The sequence below is a fragment of the Bacillus sp. ILBB4 genome (assembly GCF_035064545.1).
Lineage (GTDB): Bacteria > Bacillota > Bacilli > Bacillales > Bacillaceae_H > Priestia.
The window spans coordinates 577078-594685 of the sequence record NZ_JAIQVD010000004.1; the positions used below are offsets into that span (position 1 = coordinate 577078).

Annotated in this window: 16 protein-coding genes; 5 read left to right on the top strand and 11 right to left on the bottom strand. The window is 38.0% G+C overall.

Annotation, left to right across the window (positions count from 1 at the left end):
* Positions 1–20: 20 nt before the first annotated feature.
* The gene (locus LAV82_RS20070; RefSeq protein ID WP_014460421.1) at positions 21–164 is read right to left on the bottom strand and encodes a hypothetical protein; all 144 of its coding nucleotides are present in this window, start codon (positions 162–164) and stop codon (positions 21–23) included.
* 140 nt (positions 165–304) lie between these two features.
* On the opposite strand from LAV82_RS20070, the gene LAV82_RS20075 reads away from it, so the two are divergent.
* Positions 305–583, top strand: coding sequence for a hypothetical protein (locus LAV82_RS20075; protein ID WP_029321381.1), 279 nt, complete (start codon positions 305–307; stop codon positions 581–583).
* 13 nt (positions 584–596) lie between these two features.
* Here the strand turns inward: LAV82_RS20075 and LAV82_RS20080 are convergent, their stop codons facing one another.
* The 7 genes from LAV82_RS20080 to LAV82_RS20110 form a co-directional block, all read right to left on the bottom strand.
* Positions 597–1256, bottom strand: coding sequence for a serine/threonine-protein kinase (locus tag LAV82_RS20080; RefSeq protein WP_013056744.1), 660 nt, complete (start codon positions 1254–1256; stop codon positions 597–599).
* A gap of 119 nt (positions 1257–1375) precedes the next feature.
* Complete coding sequence (locus tag LAV82_RS20085) at positions 1376–2662, bottom strand: cytochrome P450 (RefSeq protein ID WP_499716845.1); 1287 nt, start codon at positions 2660–2662, stop codon at positions 1376–1378.
* Positions 2663–2769: 107 nt separating this feature from the next.
* Positions 2770–4263, bottom strand: a complete 1494-nt coding sequence (locus LAV82_RS20090) for an aldehyde dehydrogenase family protein (protein ID WP_176584919.1) — start codon at positions 4261–4263, stop codon at positions 2770–2772.
* Positions 4264–4391: 128 nt separating this feature from the next.
* A complete protein-coding gene (gene pulA, locus LAV82_RS20095) occupies positions 4392–7373 on the bottom strand; it encodes a type I pullulanase (RefSeq protein ID WP_499716785.1) in 2982 nt (993 codons plus the stop codon).
* Positions 7374–7452: 79 nt separating this feature from the next.
* Positions 7453–8847: an L-cystine transporter gene (locus LAV82_RS20100; protein WP_499716786.1), complete on the bottom strand. Its 1395-nt coding sequence runs from the start codon at positions 8845–8847 to the stop codon at positions 7453–7455.
* A gap of 253 nt (positions 8848–9100) precedes the next feature.
* Positions 9101–9469: a hypothetical protein gene (locus LAV82_RS20105; RefSeq protein WP_013082877.1), complete on the bottom strand. Its 369-nt coding sequence runs from the start codon at positions 9467–9469 to the stop codon at positions 9101–9103.
* A gap of 94 nt (positions 9470–9563) precedes the next feature.
* On the bottom strand, positions 9564–10856 hold the full coding sequence (locus LAV82_RS20110; RefSeq protein WP_176584810.1) for an ATP-binding protein: 1293 nt from the start codon (positions 10854–10856) through the stop codon (positions 9564–9566).
* A 325-nt stretch (positions 10857–11181) separates the two neighbouring features.
* Here LAV82_RS20110 and LAV82_RS20115 point away from each other — a divergent pair, with 325 nt between their 5' ends.
* Together LAV82_RS20115 and LAV82_RS20120 are read left to right on the top strand one after the other, a co-directional pair.
* Positions 11182–12558, top strand: coding sequence for a M28 family peptidase (locus LAV82_RS20115; RefSeq protein WP_499716787.1), 1377 nt, complete (start codon positions 11182–11184; stop codon positions 12556–12558).
* 165 nt (positions 12559–12723) lie between these two features.
* A complete protein-coding gene (locus LAV82_RS20120) occupies positions 12724–14202 on the top strand; it encodes a potassium/proton antiporter (RefSeq protein ID WP_053487211.1) in 1479 nt (492 codons plus the stop codon).
* 39 nt (positions 14203–14241) lie between these two features.
* Here LAV82_RS20120 and LAV82_RS20125 read toward each other — a convergent pair whose 3' ends face one another.
* Together LAV82_RS20125 and LAV82_RS20130 are read right to left on the bottom strand one after the other, a co-directional pair.
* On the bottom strand, positions 14242–15009 hold the full coding sequence (locus LAV82_RS20125; protein ID WP_013056735.1) for a polysaccharide deacetylase family protein: 768 nt from the start codon (positions 15007–15009) through the stop codon (positions 14242–14244).
* Complete coding sequence (locus LAV82_RS20130) at positions 15010–15153, bottom strand: hypothetical protein (RefSeq protein WP_013056734.1); 144 nt, start codon at positions 15151–15153, stop codon at positions 15010–15012.
* Between the two features lie 139 nt (positions 15154–15292).
* On the opposite strand from LAV82_RS20130, the gene LAV82_RS20135 reads away from it, so the two are divergent.
* Together LAV82_RS20135 and LAV82_RS20140 are read left to right on the top strand one after the other, a co-directional pair.
* On the top strand, positions 15293–15802 hold the full coding sequence (locus LAV82_RS20135) for a hypothetical protein (RefSeq protein ID WP_013056733.1): 510 nt from the start codon (positions 15293–15295) through the stop codon (positions 15800–15802).
* Positions 15803–15823: 21 nt separating this feature from the next.
* Positions 15824–16399 carry a DUF8580 domain-containing lipoprotein gene (locus LAV82_RS20140; protein ID WP_499716788.1) on the top strand — a complete coding sequence of 192 codons (576 nt, stop codon included), beginning with the start codon at positions 15824–15826 and terminating at the stop codon, positions 16397–16399.
* Positions 16400–16445: 46 nt separating this feature from the next.
* Here the strand turns inward: LAV82_RS20140 and LAV82_RS20145 are convergent, their stop codons facing one another.
* Positions 16446–17591 carry a toxic anion resistance protein gene (locus tag LAV82_RS20145; protein ID WP_013056731.1) on the bottom strand — a complete coding sequence of 382 codons (1146 nt, stop codon included), beginning with the start codon at positions 17589–17591 and terminating at the stop codon, positions 16446–16448.
* Positions 17592–17608: the final 17 nt, after the last annotated feature.

The window sequence follows — 17608 nt, forward strand, 5'->3', positions numbered from 1 at the left end:
ACAATTACAGCTTTTCTCTATTATAAAAACACTTTTTTTAACTTTTCATAAAGAATATCTGAAGGTCCAGCTATAATCGCTACAATTTGATTTTCCACATAAATAGCAGCCGTCATCTTATTATCAATATCAGCTAAAATTGCAAATCCGACGTTAATGTTCAACTTTACTCACCTCTATCACGTTCTTGTTTATCCAACATATAAAAAGAACAGTCTTACCATTTATTTTTCCGTCTTTTATTGACATTTGTAAATTTTATATTAAGATTATGTAAATGAGTTGACAAAATGGAGGTGATATCATGCTACTAGAAAAATACTGTAAAGACACTGATTTAATGATTATCCAGTTTACAATCGAACTAACAAAAGACATTCACGCTAAAATCTCCGCACGTACTTTATTTTATGAAGAACAGGTGATACGTTATGCTAATAAAAGAATACGTTCTTTCTTACATCCTCTTTCCCTTAAACATACGCTAAAATTTGTCTATCAATCTGAAATACTACAAACCATTCTATTCAAATTAAAACCAACTTTTGAGCAGCAGCATGTATTGCGCTGTATTTCATCTTAAAAAGGAGTTTCCTTTAGCGGAAACTCCTTTTTGATTTGATTCTACGATATAGACGATATGCTTTTCTGATAACGTTTAAAAGCGGGTACGGCAAGCGGATATGGTACTTATCAATAAACGGATAAAAGGTGTAATAAGCTTTTACAAGGTCTGTCCATTTTTTATCAATACCTTCTTTATAAAAGTCAGAGATATCCACCACATACCCTCGTCCATCTTTCATCATGACATTTTTACCATGCACATCATATGGGTTTAAACCCTGGCTTCTTGCATAGTCCAAAGCTTTATTCACATCTTTTATGACTTGTTCTGGAATCTTTATGCCCCGCTGGACGGCATCATACAGTGTAACGCCTGTAAGCCTTTTTAAAATCAAGTACGTCTTTCCCTCATGAAAAAGTTGAGAATAAGCTGGGTGAACGCCCAGCTTTCTATACACTTGCGCTTCTTTTTTTACACCATAAATTTCTCTTCCGTATACTTTCACGACAAATTCAGGATAATTTTCGTGCGTAAACACACCGGCATAGTTTCCTTTACCAATAAGTACCCACTCTTTTGTTTTGTTCGTAACTTCAACTGGATCATAGTCACTTTCACTTTGAATCGTAACTTGCGTTAGTAATGATGTTTCAACTAGCGACACCAACTGTTTAATTATTTTATCCATAGTCCCCTCTAAAAATCCTTCAGTAATCTCTATCAAATATTACCCTATGATAAATCTCAATGCAGGATGTGTCAATAAATTGACGGCCTGATATAAAGAGGGAAAGTATTCCCGTTCATTCAAGACTGCGTGTGAACTTTGTGAACATTCACATTCAGTTCTTCTTTCATATTCAGCATTACGCCCGCCATCGGAGCAATAGATCCGGGCTTAGTCAGCTGAAATAAAAAGCGCTTTGTCATTTCTGACATAAAAATGGTTACTATTTCAGTGATATAGTCCATGCCCCTTTCCGCTTGATGCTCAATCCCAAGCGGCATATACATATAGCTTGGGACATCAATGGACCCTCCTTTTTCGAAACGGTCAGGTAAAAATTCACTTGGCTCTAAAAAATAATCTTCATGGCGATGCATCATATAAGGGCTAATTAACATAATCTCCCCTTTTTTAATACTATAGCCATCTATTTGTATATCTTCACGTGCTTGACGCCCAAATAGCCAAAGAGGCGGATACAACCTCATGCTTTCAGCAATTATTTTACGCATATAGGTCAGGTTTTTGGTTGAAAGTGATTCGCCGCTAGCATAGGCTTGAATTTCTTTATGCAGCTGAAGATGCTCCCTAGTATTTTGAGACAGTAAATGAATAGACCAGCTGCATACGTGCGTAATCATTTCATACATCGAAAGGAATATAGATTTTAGCTGTTCGTATATTTCTCTTTCATCGATTTCTTCTCCACAAGAATTCAATATATACTCCAGTAAATCATTTCCTTCGGTTTTGTTTTGAACACGCATTTGAACACGTTCAAAAAGGAGTTGTTCTAGCTGCTCATCTGAGTCAGGCTGGTGCAAAGGTAGACGAATATAAATTTTGCCTAACTTTTCTTTTTTTCTCATAAGCGCTTGAACATAGTGAATTTTATCTTTATCCTGAATCGAAATGCCAAATACAAGTTGAAGGAGTACAGCTACGACTATCTGTCTTATGTCTTTTACTATCGTTCGAAGCTGCCCTTCTTCCCACGTTTCCGTATGCTTTTCAATTATTTTTGCGATTACTTCCTTATTATAAGTTAGATGTTGTTTAAGTTGTGAGGGTTGAATGGGGCTCATGTATAATGCTTCATCTGTCCATAACATTTCTTCGCCTAGCAGTGTTTTAAACATGTGCGTTAGTTTAATTTTTTGAAACGCCTTGCTGTTTGTAATGACTACATCTTTAATAAGTTGAGGGTCTCTCGTTACATAAAAGCGTTTGTGCGCAACTCTAAATGTTGCAATTTCTCCATACTGAGTCAAGTTTTCCAAAAAACCCAGTGGGTTCTCTCTAAACTTTTGCAGGTGACCGGTAAGCTTATACGACGAGGGGCCCTGTATAACCGGCAATGTTATCACTCCTTTTCTAAAAATGCGGGACTTAAACAAATAAAAGAGTAGTCCACTAAAGACTACTCTTTTTCACACAAAGATATGCTATTGATTTTCACAAAAAATCTTACTTATTATTCCATATTGATCCATACGCTTTTCACTTCAGTGTAATTATCAAGCGCATAGCTTCCCATTTCACGACCAATTCCCGACTGTTTATAACCTCCAAACGGGCTTGCTGCATCAAATACGTTGTAACAGTTCACCCAAACTGTACCCGCTTTAATACCATGAGCAATATAGTGTGCTTTCTTTAAATCCTGTGTCCAGATGCCCGCTGCTAGACCATATGCTGTATCATTTGCTTTGGCAATCAAATCATCAAGATCGTCAAACGGCATAGCAGCTACAACCGGACCGAAGATTTCTTCACGAGCAATCGTCATCGAATGATCGACATCTGCAAAGATAGTCGGTTCTACGAAATAGCCTTGATCAAATGGAATGTTTCCTCCTGCGAGTACTTCCGCTCCTTCTTCAATTCCTTTATCAATATAGGTTTTCACTCGTTTTTGCTGCTGCGCAGATACAAGCGGACCCATTGTCGTCTCATCTGCTAATCCATTTCCTTGTTTAATAGATTTCGTTTGAGAAACTAAATCAGCTACGACATTATCATATAAGCTTTTTTGGACATACAGACGACTTCCAGCACAACATACTTGTCCTTGATTAAACATAATACCTGAAAGCGCACCAGGCACTGCTTTTGTTAAGTCTGCATCCGGGAGGATAATGTTTGGTGATTTACCTCCAAGCTCTAACGTCACACGCTTTAAGGAGTCGCTAGCTTGCTTCATAATTGCTTTTCCGACAGCAGTAGATCCTGTAAAAGCAATTTTATCGACAAGATCATGATGAACGAGCGGTTCACCTGCTGTTTTCCCGTAGCCTGGTACAATGTTTAGCACGCCTTTTGGGAACCCTGCTTCATCGGCTAGTCGAGCTAAGTAAAGTGCAGAAAGCGGCGTTTGCTCTGCTGGCTTGAGCACAATTGTACATCCAGTTGCCAAAGCGGCTCCGAGCTTCCAAGCGGCCATTAAAAGTGGAAAGTTCCACGGAATAATTTGGCCAACAACCCCTACTGGTTCATATCTTGTATAGTTAAAATACGCTCCTTGCACAGGAATAGTTTGTCCAACCATTTTAGTTGACCACCCAGCAAAGTAGCGGAAATGTTCAATTGCTAATGGAATGTCTGCATTTGATGTTTCACGAATTGGTTTTCCGTTATCAAGCGTTTCAAGCTGCGCAAGCTCCAATTGATGTGTTTCCATTAAATCAGCTAATTTATAAATAAGTCGACTTCTTTCAGCTGCTGACATCTTTGTCCAAGGTCCATGATCAAAGGCTTCTCTAGCCGCTCTGACGGCACGATCAATATCCTCTGGATTTGCTTCAGCTACATCTGCCAACTTTTCACCCGTTGCTGGATTTACTGTTTCAAACGTTTTTCCTGAAACAGAGTCTACCCATTCGCCGTTAATGTATAGCTGTTTAACTCCTTTTAAAAACTCCACTACTTTCGGACTCATTTCAACTTTTTTCGCTCCAAGATTTTGCATCAAATACATACCTCCCCACGAATTTTGAAAACGCTAACAATGAATATTTTACCATGTTATCTAGTAAAATCAACAATTTTGCATACAATATTCTGAATTTTTCTACATATATTCTAGTTGTCTAAAATTTATCTTACTAGCACAAATGTCGAAAGAGGCGAAACGTTTACTGTGTTTCCCTTCACCGTACGGAGCGTTTTTGTTCCTGCCTGCTCGCCGTCAACAAGTAATCTCCACGTTCTGTTAGAAGGTAGATGAACCGTTTGAGCTTGTTTATTTGCATTATGAATCACCATTATTTCGTTTGCTTTATCTTTATTGGCTTTAGCATTTAACGTATAGCCTACTACGTTTGCTGATGCATCAACAAAGCGTAAATTTTGATGAATAGCCTGTGCACTCGTCATTCTAAATGAGGAATATTGCTTTCGAAGCGCAATAAGTCCCTTCATATAATCTACTTCTTGGCTGAAAGCTGCTCGGCGCTTCCAATCTAGCTGATTGACAGAATCGGGTGACTGATAGCTATTATGATCTCCGCCTTTTGTTCTCATAAACTCTTGACCTGCATGTATAAAGTTCATTCCTTGAGATGTTAAAATAATAGAAGAAGCAAGCTTATGCATTTGCTTTTTCGTTTGTTCGGTTTCAGCAGGGTTCGTCAGCTGAAGTTTATCCCATAATGTATGGTTATCGTGTGCTTCTACATACGTCACAACTTGATCCGGGTCTTCATACGTGGCAGTTGAATGATCATAATCAATTCCAGCTGCTATACTTTGCTGTATGAGCTTTTCTTGACCCTGTTTTCCATTGACAAATCCGTTGTCACGATCAAAAAATACGCTGCCTTTAAGACCATCTCGCATACCGTCATTAAAGTGAGCGATGCGCTTCATATCCTGAGCGTTTTTCTGATTAGCTTTTAGCTTAGCATCAAGCTCGGTTTCTAGATCCCAGCCTTCTCCTAAGACGATAATAGAAGGATCAACTTCATCTAACTTCTTTCTCACTTCATTCATTGTCTTTATATCGTGAATCCCCATTAAATCAAATCGAAACCCGTCAATGTGGTACTCTTTTGCCCAATACGCAACAGAATCTACAATAAACTTCCGAACCATTTTCCGTTCAGACGCCGTGTCGTTTCCAACACCTGTTCCGTTGGATAGAGTTCCATCTTCTTTATAACGGAAGTAGTAGCCTGGAACTAGTTTATCAAAGCTATGCTCACTCACTGCATACACATGATTATAAACAACGTCCATTATCATACGAAGCTGCTTATCATGAAGCGTTTGAATCATTTGTTTGAGCTCAATAATTCTCGTCTTAGGATTATATGGGTTTGTTGAATAGGAACCTTCTGGGACGTTGTAATTTTTTGGATCATATCCCCAGTTAAACTGCGGCTCGTTTAATTTCGTTTCATCCACCGTACGATAATCGTAAATAGGCAGGAACTGAACGTGCGTCACACCTAAATCTTTAATATGGCTGAGTCCTGTTTTTACGCCATTTGGTCCTTTCGTATTCCACTCCGCTGCGCCTAAATATTTTCCTTTATTTTTGATACCGCTCTCTTTTTGAGACGATAAATCTCGTACGTGCAGTTCATAAATAATCGCATCTTCTGGATTTTTAAATTTCGGCTTATTTGTACTCCACTTTCTCGGATTTGTCTTAGCCAAATCTACGACAACTCCGCGATCTCCATTCACCGTTGTTGCTCGTACATATGGATCAACCGCTTCGCTCCAGCTGTTCCCAATTTTTACTTTGTACGTATAAATTAGTTCATCTTGATTTCCTTTTAATTCCGCTTTCCACGTTCCTTTTTCACTTTTGGTCATAGAAATTTCTTTTACAGCTTTGGAGTTCCATGACGAATAAGTCACTAGCTTGGCTTCACTTGCGGTTGGAGCCCATACGCGAAAATTTGTTTGTTTCTTAGAATACGTGTTTCCTAAATCGTTTCCGCTATATGCATACTTTTCGTCAAATTCTTTCGTGCGAACGACATTTCCATTGACTACATCAGCTGAGCCGTAGCCTTTTTGCTTAACTCTATACGTTTTTGTAACGTCCAAAGGCTGTTTTGTTATAATTTTAACTTTAGTAGTAGCAGCGTCTCCTCCCTCTTTATAAGGTGTCACTTTCTCAATTTGAGCTCCGTCAATTTCAATGTCTCCTACACTCTTAGAAGAGTCAAACGGCACGTTTGTTTCTAAGGTGATTTGATTAAATGTATCCATAGTCGCTTTCGTGATTTTCCGAGTGATATCTACTCCAGCTCTATCATAATAAATTCGATTTTGTCCTTGAACAATCCATACTTCTACATTCCCATCTTTACCAACCTTGGTAATAAAGCGGTCCCCTCCGTCTTTATTTTCCCAATCGCTGTCACTAGTAGAATGGCGTACAATAAAACCAATTTTGTCAAATAAATTACCGCTTCCACTGTTAATGGCGTAAGTCGCTCTCTTCCCAAAATTCGTGTCTTCCGTAAATTCGATTTGCTTGCCTTCTTTTTCATCACCTGGCCATGTCCAAATGTTCCACCCGCTGTAATCTCCGTCGTACCGATGATAATTTAAGGTAACGTTTACTTTATCAAACTTCGGTAAATCTCGGTATTCACCGTCAGGAGGAGACGTATATGTATGTTCATCTCCACTTTTCACCCATACTTCTCCTTCACCGTTCTCCACTGAAACGAAGCGGTCTCCTCCATCTTTTTCCCACGACTCTGTTCGAACAATAAAACCTACTTTGTCATAAGTACCGGGTAATTCAACTTCAGCTACTTTTCCAAACTGGTCTTCTCCTGTAAATGCGTAAGGCTTCCCTTCTCCTCCTTCAGGAAAAACCCATAATCCCCATTCCTTTTTATCATTTGGAGCAGACTGATAGTGAATCGTGATTTTTGTTGCGTCTGCCGCAGATGCAAACGATTGCATAAACGGGCTAAAAAAAGAGCTTACTAGTAAGAGCAAAGCCGTCAGTACCATTGCATATTTAGTCCAACTACGTTTCAATGAAAACCCTCCCGTAAAATAGAGTACGTACACATTTTTCACTATAACCTTTTTTGAAAGCGTTATCATAAGTATTTTTTCCTATTTTATGTGAATGAAGAAAAAAAATCCATAGTTAACAATGTTAACTATGGATGACGTATCTCTTTTACACTTCTGCTGTTTCAGGTGAAATGGTTTGATCGTTGTATACGCTTGTATCTAGCTCTTTTGTTAATTTACTAGTGACGACTCCGGCTGTCATACTTCCACTTACATTAAGGGCCGTACGCCCCATATCAATTAATGGCTCTACTGAAATTAATAAACCTGCTAGCGCTACTGGTAAATTCATAGAAGATAATACAAGTAAAGCCGCAAATGTCGCTCCTCCGCCAACGCCTGCTACGCCAAACGAACTAATTGCTACAATGGCAATCAACGTGAAAATAAATGAAGGCGTTAAGGGATCAATACCTACCGTTGGTGCAATCATAACGGCTAACATAGCTGGATATATTCCAGCGCATCCATTTTGACCAATTGTAAGACCAAATGAACCTGCGAAATTTGCAATTCCTTCTGGAACCCCTAACTGTCTTGTTTGTGTATTAACATTCAAAGGTAATGCTCCAGCACTTGTACGGGAAGTAAAGGCAAAAGCCAATACAGGAAATACTTTCTTAACATATGTGATCGGATTTACACCGATGATTGTTAGAATAACTAAGTGAACAATAAACATAGCTGCCAATGCGATATAGGATGCTACAACAAATTTTCCAAGTTTAACAATTGCATCAATATCACTCGTTGCTACTGTTTTGGTCATAATTGCAAGTACCCCATAAGGAGTTAAACGAAGAATTAGCGTCACTACACGCATTACGATTGCATAAAGCGTATCAATAATTTTTGAAAATAACGCCGCTTCCTCAGCTTTTTTACGCTTCACGCCTAAATACGCAATTCCAACAAATGCCGCAAAGATGACAACGCCAATCGTGGAAGTTGAACGTGCGCCTGTTAAATCAAGAAACGGGTTAGCAGGTAATAATTCTACTACTTGCTGCGGGATTGTTTTTGCTTCTAAACTAGATAAATTGTTTTCTAAGTCCTCTCCGCGCTGAAGTTCCGCTTCCCCTTTTGTGATTTGGACAGATTCTAAATTAAAGCTCATTGTTGTAAAAATACCAATTGCAGCTGCTATCGCTGTTGTGACAAGCAAAATTCCAATAATTAAACTACTAATCTTTCCAATATTGCTCGTCAATTTTAAGCGAGTGAATGCCGCTACAATCGATACAAATACAAGCGGCATAACAATCATTTGAAGAAACTTAACATATCCGCTTCCTACAATGCTAAACCAATCGGCGGTCGTCATCGTTACTTCATGAGTCGGACCATACACCCACTGAAGAGCAAAGCCAAAAATAATCCCTAGCCCAAGCGCTGTAAACACACGCTTTGAAAATGATACATGCTTTTTCTGCATCATAAACAGCCCCGCAAGCAATGCGAGCATAATGAGGATGTTTAGGATGACTAATAAGTTATTCATAGATGTTCCCCCTGTAGTTTTTTCCATAAATTATGTCTCTATTACTTATAATATAACAATACCAATAAGTCAACTAGGTTTTATGTTTTTTCCTGAAGACAGTTTTTTTGAATAATTTTGACAAAACAAAAAAGCTAAGGGTTTTCCTTAGCTTTCTATTTTACGCTTGTATGTACTTCAGTGGTCTTTTGCCCCGTTACCAGAGATAGTCTTTCTTTCAATACACCGGATGTACTACAATTCATATATAGGATTACATTTCATATAATTCATTTAGCCATTTTACAAACAAATGTCTGGGTAATTCTAGTTCGTGAAGCTCGACATATTGAATATCAGATAGCGTCGTCCCTCTAGCCATATAAAAGTACCACTGCCAGCCAATATCTTTAGCAATGGCATAGGATTTAGCTAGATCTTGTCTATTATCTGTCTGCTGCATATCATTCATCCACTGCGTTTCATCCGCTTCATACTCATAATAATGGAGAGTATATTTATCACACCAATACGTAAGGTCCTGATGGGAAAACGGATTTTCTCCGTCACATACTTGAAGCAATAGCATTCTTAAATTTTCCGGTGTATACGGTAATATAATTTTTTGATCTGCACGTCTCATTTTGCTACCTTCCTGACATGTTCGTTTCTTTTATTACATCATGTACGGCTGCGTTTAGCAATAAGAAATGGATGACGTTTTCATTACTTTTCGTTTACAACATTTCATTTGCTTGCAAAACCGCCGTATCTTCGACATACAGAGGCAGTCGGATTTTAACAATCGTCCCTTTGTTCTGTTCACTCTCAATCTGCAGGGTACCGTGATGATCATGAATAATTTTGGAGCTGATTGTTAATCCAAGCCCCATTCCTTTTTCTTTTAAAGTAAAAAACGGTTCTCCTATATGTTCTAGACGGTCTTTAGAAATTCCTATTCCTTCATCTCTAACTTCTATAAAAATATGGTTATCCTGCGCTGTTTTGATTGTAATGTAAATATTTCCAGGCCTATCCATGGCTTCAATTGCGTTTTTAAAAACATTAAGTAATACTTGAATAAGGTGATTTTTATTTCCATACACACTAGCGTTATTTGTTTGTTCATCGTATAAGAAGTCAATGTTTTTCAATAAAGCTTCATGGGAAGTTAAACTCATTACATACTTAACCGCTTCTGTAAGAGAAAACACGCGAAAATGTTCACTTTCAGGTTTTGACAAAAGGAGCATTTCACTGACAATACCATTAATTCGTTCCAGCTCATCAAGCATGATGTTAGCATACCCTATTGCGGATCGGTCTGTTTCTTTCATGAGCTGAACAAACCCTTTAATACTCGTAAGCGGATTTCTAATTTCATGAGCAATTCCAGCAGCTAATTCGCCTACTACAGAAAGCTTTTCCTTTTTTATCAGAAGCGCTTCTGCAAGCTTTTGCTGAGTAATATCTCGTCCAATCGTGATAAGAGCTTTTCTTGAGCCATCATCAAAAAACACAGGTATTTTAATAACATCAAATGTTTTGACCTCGCCGTTTGGTATTTCAAATGCTTCTTCCGTGCGTACCTTTTCCTTTTTTCTCCAAGCTTCTTCATCCGATGAAATACAGTGTAAGAAAGCCGCTTGAAAGAAAGGCACAAGCTCCCCAAGTTCTGCATCGGTTTTACCCCTGTAATCAATACCCTTTAAATGATAAAGTTCTCTTCCAAAATCATTCACCGCCACCCATTTGCCAGCTCCATCTTTAAAACAAATAAAATCTGGCATTGAATTTATTAATGTAGCAAGCTGATACTGTTCATCAGACACCTGGGTATGAACCGAACGCTTATGAAGTAAATAAAACGTGCCAGCCGTTACGCCCACTAGTAAACTATCTTTTATCAAACTGCTAAGAGCATATGCTCCTTTAAAAAATGCCATTGTTTGAAAGACGATGTACGCCCCTACAAGCAGAAGACCCGCTACCGCCGCTGCTTTTCGTACACCCTCCCTATTTTTTATCAATATTTCCCACCAGCCTTTGTTTTTTACGTGAATACTCTCTATGTCTCATCAATTAAGTTCTGAACATTCTTCTTGCTTTTAAACTAGTTTACCTTATTTTTTTATTCTTATCTAATACCTTTTTTTATTACTTTTGACACAGTTTCTTTTATCCTCTTTATTTGTTTCCGCATTTTCATTTTATTTGAATTATTTTCTCTATCAAAATAGGAATTTAGATATGGAATACCCTGGAACATTTAGGTAATAATACTCTTTTTTGTATTTTCTTAATATTGTAAATTCGAGTAGTACCAACTACATCGATAAATTTAGGGGGATTTTAATGAAAAAAACCGTGATTTCTTTGGCTGTAGCAACAAGTTTGACTTTATCTTTTACAAGTGTACAAGCTTCTACTTCTGCAAATACTTCTCACCATCAAAGTTCTGAACAAAAAGTATTAAAAAAAATCAATGCTGAGAAAATTTATCAAGACATTGCGTATCTCTCAAAAAAACCTCGTGTGGCAGGAACTGAAGCTGAACGCGAAGCTGCTACATTTGTTCAAAAGCGTTTGTCTAAACTAGGCTACGAGAGCGCAGTAGAGCCTTTTACCTTTACCGGTTACACACCAGCAGCTAGTTTTTCACTAAGCGTAAACGGTACGAGCTACTCTTCAACAACTTTTACTTATAGCACCAATGGAAATGTCACCGCTGAAATTGTAGATGGAGGGCTGGGTACAAAAGATAATTTAGCAAACAAAGATGTGACAGGTAAAATTGTATTAGTTCAGCGAGGCACTATTACTTTTGGTGAAAAAGTATTAAATGCTGCTGAAAAAGGGGCTGCAGCCGTCATTATTTTTAATAATACAGACGGTGAGCTAAACGGAACGCTTGGCGGCGCTAATGATAACTACATTCCGTCTCTTGCTGTTACCAAAGAAGAAGGTGAAAAGATTCTTACTTCTATTCAAAAAGGCGAAAAGCCTTCAGGTACAGTAAAAATTGAAGGAGCTGTCGTAAGTGAGCGAACATCTTATAATGTAACCGCTACTAAACCTTCTACTTTTAAGAAAAAAGGAACAAATGATATTATTGTAGTAGGTGCTCATCATGATTCTGTGGCCGGAGCGCCTGGGGCAAACGACGATGCTTCTGGAACAGCAATAGTGCTTGAATTAGCTCGCGTATTTAAAACTCTTCCTACTGATACAGAACTGCGATTTGTTACATTCGGAGCTGAAGAAGTAGGCTTACTAGGATCCGAGCATTATGTTAGTGAGCTATCTGAAGATGAGAAAAATCGTATTATTGGAATGTTTAATTTAGACATGGTAGGAAGTCGAGATGCGGGAGATTTGGTGATGAATACAGCTGATGGAACACCAAATCTTGTCACAGAATTAGCTCAAGCTTCAAGTACAAGATTAAATGGATCACCTACGCCATTTCAAGCTGGCGGCCGCAGTGATCACGTTCCTTTTGCAGAGGCAGGAATACCGGCTGCTCTATTTATTCACAGTCCGTCTGAACCTTGGTATCATACGCCTGAAGATACCCTTGATAAAATAAGCAAAGAAAAACTTCAAGATGTGGCTGAGATTGTTGGAACAGCTATTTACGATCGTTCCAGTCCCGACCAACAAGGTTCTTCAGTTAAAAAGAAAGCAACATTTAAAGCTCCTCACCTTTATCACGAGCAAGATGTTAAATAAAAATCTATCCCTGTTATTCATACATGATCAAAAAAAGAGATGTTTATGCATCTCTTTTTTTGATCAGCAGATTTCTCAAGGTTTTAAATCCATTATGCTACAATTATTATAGAGGAACCTCACTTATTGCTTACATAAAAATTTTGAACAAAAGAGGTGTATTTTTTGGATTTTACGGTAGACCATTCAATTCTTTTATTATCTATTCTCCTTGTCATAGGGGTACTTACTGCAAAGTTCTCTACTCGCCTTGGAGTCCCTTCGCTCGTACTCTTTATTATTGTAGGAATGGTTGTTAGCCACTACATCTACTTTGACAATGCTCTTTTAACACAAGGATTCGGAATATTAGCACTTATCATTATTCTTTTTGATGGGGGTGTGCAGACAAAATGGAAAGATGTTAAACGCGTTGTTCGCCCTTCCGTTTCATTAGCTACTTTCGGAGTCCTCATTACGACAGTTTTAACGGGTGTACTTGCCAAATATATTTTAGGTGTTACTTGGCTTGAAGGCTTTTTATTTGGGGCAATCGTTGGCTCTACAGATGCTGCGGCCGTGTTTTCTGTACTAGGGACACAGAATATCCGCCAAAAATTAAACTCCACGCTAGAAGCAGAATCTGGTTCCAATGATCCGATGGCCATCTTCTTAACCGTTTCTATTATTGAATTAATTCAACATCCGGACTCTCCTATCCTCTCATTAATCCTTAATTTCTTTTGGCAAATGGGAATCGGGCTGGTACTTGGTTTAGTACTTGGAAAAGCATCCGTTTGGATTATTAATCGAATTAATTTGGATTCTTCAGGTCTTTACCCTGTGCTTACATTGTCATTGGCCGCCTTAACCTATGGAATTTCCACATTTGTAGAAGCAAGCGGTCTACTTGCTGTATATGTAATGGCAGTGGTAGTAGGAAATGCAGATCTAACTTATCGTCATACAATTGTCCGCTTTAACGAAGGTTTTGCATGGATGATGCAAATTTTAATGTTTATTTTACTCGGCCTTCTTGTCTTTCCTAATCAACTGCTAGATATCATTTGGCAGGGTATACTGTTATCTCTTTTACTTATGTTTGTCGCTCGTCCGCTCGGCGTATTTCTTTCGATGATGTTTGCTAAATACTCATCCAAAGAAAAACTGTTTATTTCTTGGGCCGGTTTAAAAGGAGCTGTTCCAATTGTATTAGCCACTTATCCTATGATGGCAGGTTTGGAGAACAGCACGCTCATTTTTAACGTCGTTTTCTTTGTTGTCTTAACTTCCGCTCTTCTTCAAGGAGCAACAATCGCTCCTTTAGCCAAATTTCTAAACCTTTCTCAAGGTGAAAAAGAGACGGTTCCTCACAGTCTCGAGCTTGTTTCGATGGGCAAAACCAAAAATGAAATGATTGAGTTGAAGCTCGTGGAACATGCAGATATATCAGGAAAATCGCTTGAAGAACTTCACCTCCCTGAAGACATTTTAGTGACTGCTGTTATTCGAAATGATAAACTACTTACACCTAGAGGAAATACACAAATTTTTGCAGGTGATACATTATATATTCTTATTTCGAAGAAAAAACGGGATAAAGTAAAAGCATTTTTCCAAAAAAATACGTCTGACGGGGACGAAAGAGAAGGAAAAACCAGTTAAAAAATTGGTTAAAGCCTTTACTGAAAAAACAGCACCCGATTATTGAACGGAGTGCTGTTTTTGCTGTTGCATTAAATAAAGAGATTTATAATTAGGGTGATGTTTTAAAAGTTCTGAGACCGTTACAAATTTATACCCCTCTTCCTTTAACTTCGGTAAAATTTGTTTTAATGCTTCAATGGTTTGGGTTCGATCTCCTCCAGTATCATGAAACAATACAATATCTCCTGACCTGGCATGGTTAAGCACTTGACTAACAATTTTACCTACGCCTGGATTTCTCCAATCAAATGTATCTTGATGCCAAGACCAAAGAATAATGGTATACTGCTGATTTTTAGCAGCTTTTACTACCCGATCGTCATAATAGCCAGTAGGTGGACGAAACAGGTAAGGTTTTATTCCTGTAATAGCTTGTATACGTTCATCCGCTTTTTCAATTTCTTGTTCAATTCTCTCTACTTCCTGGCCCCTTACTTTCAAATGGCTATATGTATGATTAGCAAGTTCATGACCTTCGCGAACTTCTCTTTGAGCAAGCTTGGGAAACGACGTTATTCGATCGCCGACTACAAAAAAAGTTGCTTTGGCACCGTACTTTTGCAATAAATTTAAAATGGTCGGCGTATATTTAGGATCTGGTCCATCATCAAATGTAAGCGCAATCAACTTTTCATCTTTCATGGGAACTTCCCACACGATATCTCCTTTTTTTTCATAATAAAATCTGCTCTTCTTTGCAGCGTCCGCCTGAATACCATAGAAATTAATGGAAACAATAATGATAATTGACAAGCACCATTTCACTCAATGACCTCCTTTTTTGTCTAGGTGTGATTCATGCGTATTGTCAATAAACGCTTTAATACCAACTGCAAATAATCGTTCATCACCCAAACACACGCGCTGTTGACGGCGATTAGCTGCAGAAGTTGATTTACGGTTTTTCATAGTCTTCTCTCCATTACTAATTGATTGTGTTTTTAGCTTTACCAAAAAGTCAAAAATAAACCTACGGGTTCTAACATGGCGAAAACATTTTTATATAGTCACTACACGCTGTCTAGCGTTTTGAATAGGAGATATATACATGCGAAAATTTTATTTAGCGCTTCTGTTAATGATAAGCGCAACCATAGTTATACTGCCTTCTGTTAAAGCAGTCAGTGAAAGCAATGAAAAACATCAGCAGCTCACCGTAAGCGAACAAGGATATTCTCTTTCATTGCCCAATGAATATACGCTTCAAAAAGAAGAGGATGGAAAAGATATTCTTTTTTCAACCAAGACTCCCTATACGTGGATGCGAATTGAAGTCCTTTCCGGGAAAGAAAGTACAAGCAAATCATATCTAGATCATTCAAAAGAATTGTTTGATGACCAGTTTGGAAAATCGTTAAAAATTTCTTCTACATCCCTATTTATTCAACCCGTTGTATTTGCATCTATATCCGGGAGTAAAAAAGAAACGGCAAAGCTATATGTACTAAGAGAAACAAAGGGGCACCCTCCTTTAAAAATCACGATGGTTACAGCTAAAAATTCTGATGATGAAAAAAAGTTAATTTCAATTGTTAACTCAGTAAAAACGCATGAATGAAAATAGATAAGGAAGCCAGCTATGAAAAAAAAGATATTTCTTGTTTGCTTTATATGTTTGATGAGTGGCTGCTCAACTGCTTTTCGTGAAGAGCTTATTAACACACAGGAAGAAATTCCAAAAGAACGCTTGCCACAGCAAGAATTCACCTATCCTTACAAAGGAAGCAGTAGAACAGATGTGGGTTATCTTAAAAGAAGCATCAATCAAAACTATACGCTTTACGTACTAGAAGGATACGAGTTTACAGAAGAAGAGCCCCGAAAAGATGTCATTTACAACAAAAAAAATGATGCTTTGTGGATGCGGATTGAAGTGTTTCCCTCAAATAAAAGTGTAGAGGAGCTCAATAAAGAAACAAAAGAAATTTTAAGAGCTGGCTTTTCAGAGGTGGCTTCCCTTGATACGCACCTCATTCACCATAACTTAGAGATAGAAGTTGCGTACAAAGCATCAGATGATAAAAGTAACGCATACGGTTTTCTCGTTCGAAAGCAAAATCAACACCCTACTTTCCGGTTAACGATCTTTGCTCCTAAATCTGAAAGAGATTTAACTCCGTTTTTAGAAATGGCGAGAACGCTTCAAAATGCATAAAACAGAGGAAAAGTCGGTTTACAAAGTGTGTAAACCGACTTTTTCTTTATTTCATATCTAATAGTTTAGTTTTTAAATCTTTTTCCATTTGATACAGCTCTGATTCTGCCTCGGTACGCTTCGTACGTCCTTCTTCTTGTATCTTTAGCACTTCTTCTAACGTGGTAATCAAATCGGACTGCGTTTTTTTCAATGTTTCGATATCGACAATCCCCGCCTCGTTTTCACGAGCTACTTCAATCGTATTCTGCTTGAGCAGCTCTGAATTTTTAGTAAGCAAGTCGTTTGTTGTCTTAGATACTTGCTTTTGGGCTTCCATTGCTTTCTTTTGGCGTAATAAAGTGGTTGCGATTACTACTTGATTTTTCCAAAGTGGAATAGCTGTTAAAATAGAGCTTTGAATTTTTTCCACAAGGGTCTGATTGACTTCTTGAATTAATCGAATCTGCGGTGCACTTTGAATGGCAATTTGACGGCTCAGTTTTAAATCATGCACTCGTTTTTCTAGCCTATTGATAAATTGATTTAAATCATTGACCTCCTGAGCCATCAAGTAGTCATTTTTTTGAGATGCTGTTTGCTGAAGCTGGGGCAGCGTTTCATTCTGCAGCGCCACTAACTTGTATTCTGCCGCTGCAATGTAGACGTTAAGCGCCTCGTAAAACTGTTTATTTTTATCATATAAGCTATCTAGCATCGTAATGTCTCGATACAGCATTTGTTTTGAGCGCTCTAACTTATCTGCAATTTTATCAATTTCAACATTAATGCTTTGATATTTTGTTAATAAATTTTGAATAGGCCTAGAGACTCCTGAAAATAATCGACCGATGACTCCTTTTTTCTTTGCAGAAAAATCATCGGGATTCACTTGGCGAATCTTACTCATTAAATCTCCTATAACGTCTCCTACTGGTCCCGTATCTTTCGTTTGAACATGCTGTAGTACAGATTGAGAAAACTGAGATAGTTCTGACTGAGCTGCTACCCCGTACTGTAAGATAGCCTGCTGATTTTTATAATCAATTTGATTTGCGATTTTCTGTGCTTTTTCCTGATATTCCGGTGTCAAATCATCGTATGTGTTTCTTTTTGCAGCGCGAGAGTCCGATTGTACCTGCGGGGTAGGCGACGCAAAAGGATCATCAAGCAGCGCATCTAACGATTGATTTTGATTATATTCTTTCATCATAAAATCCCATCCTTTGC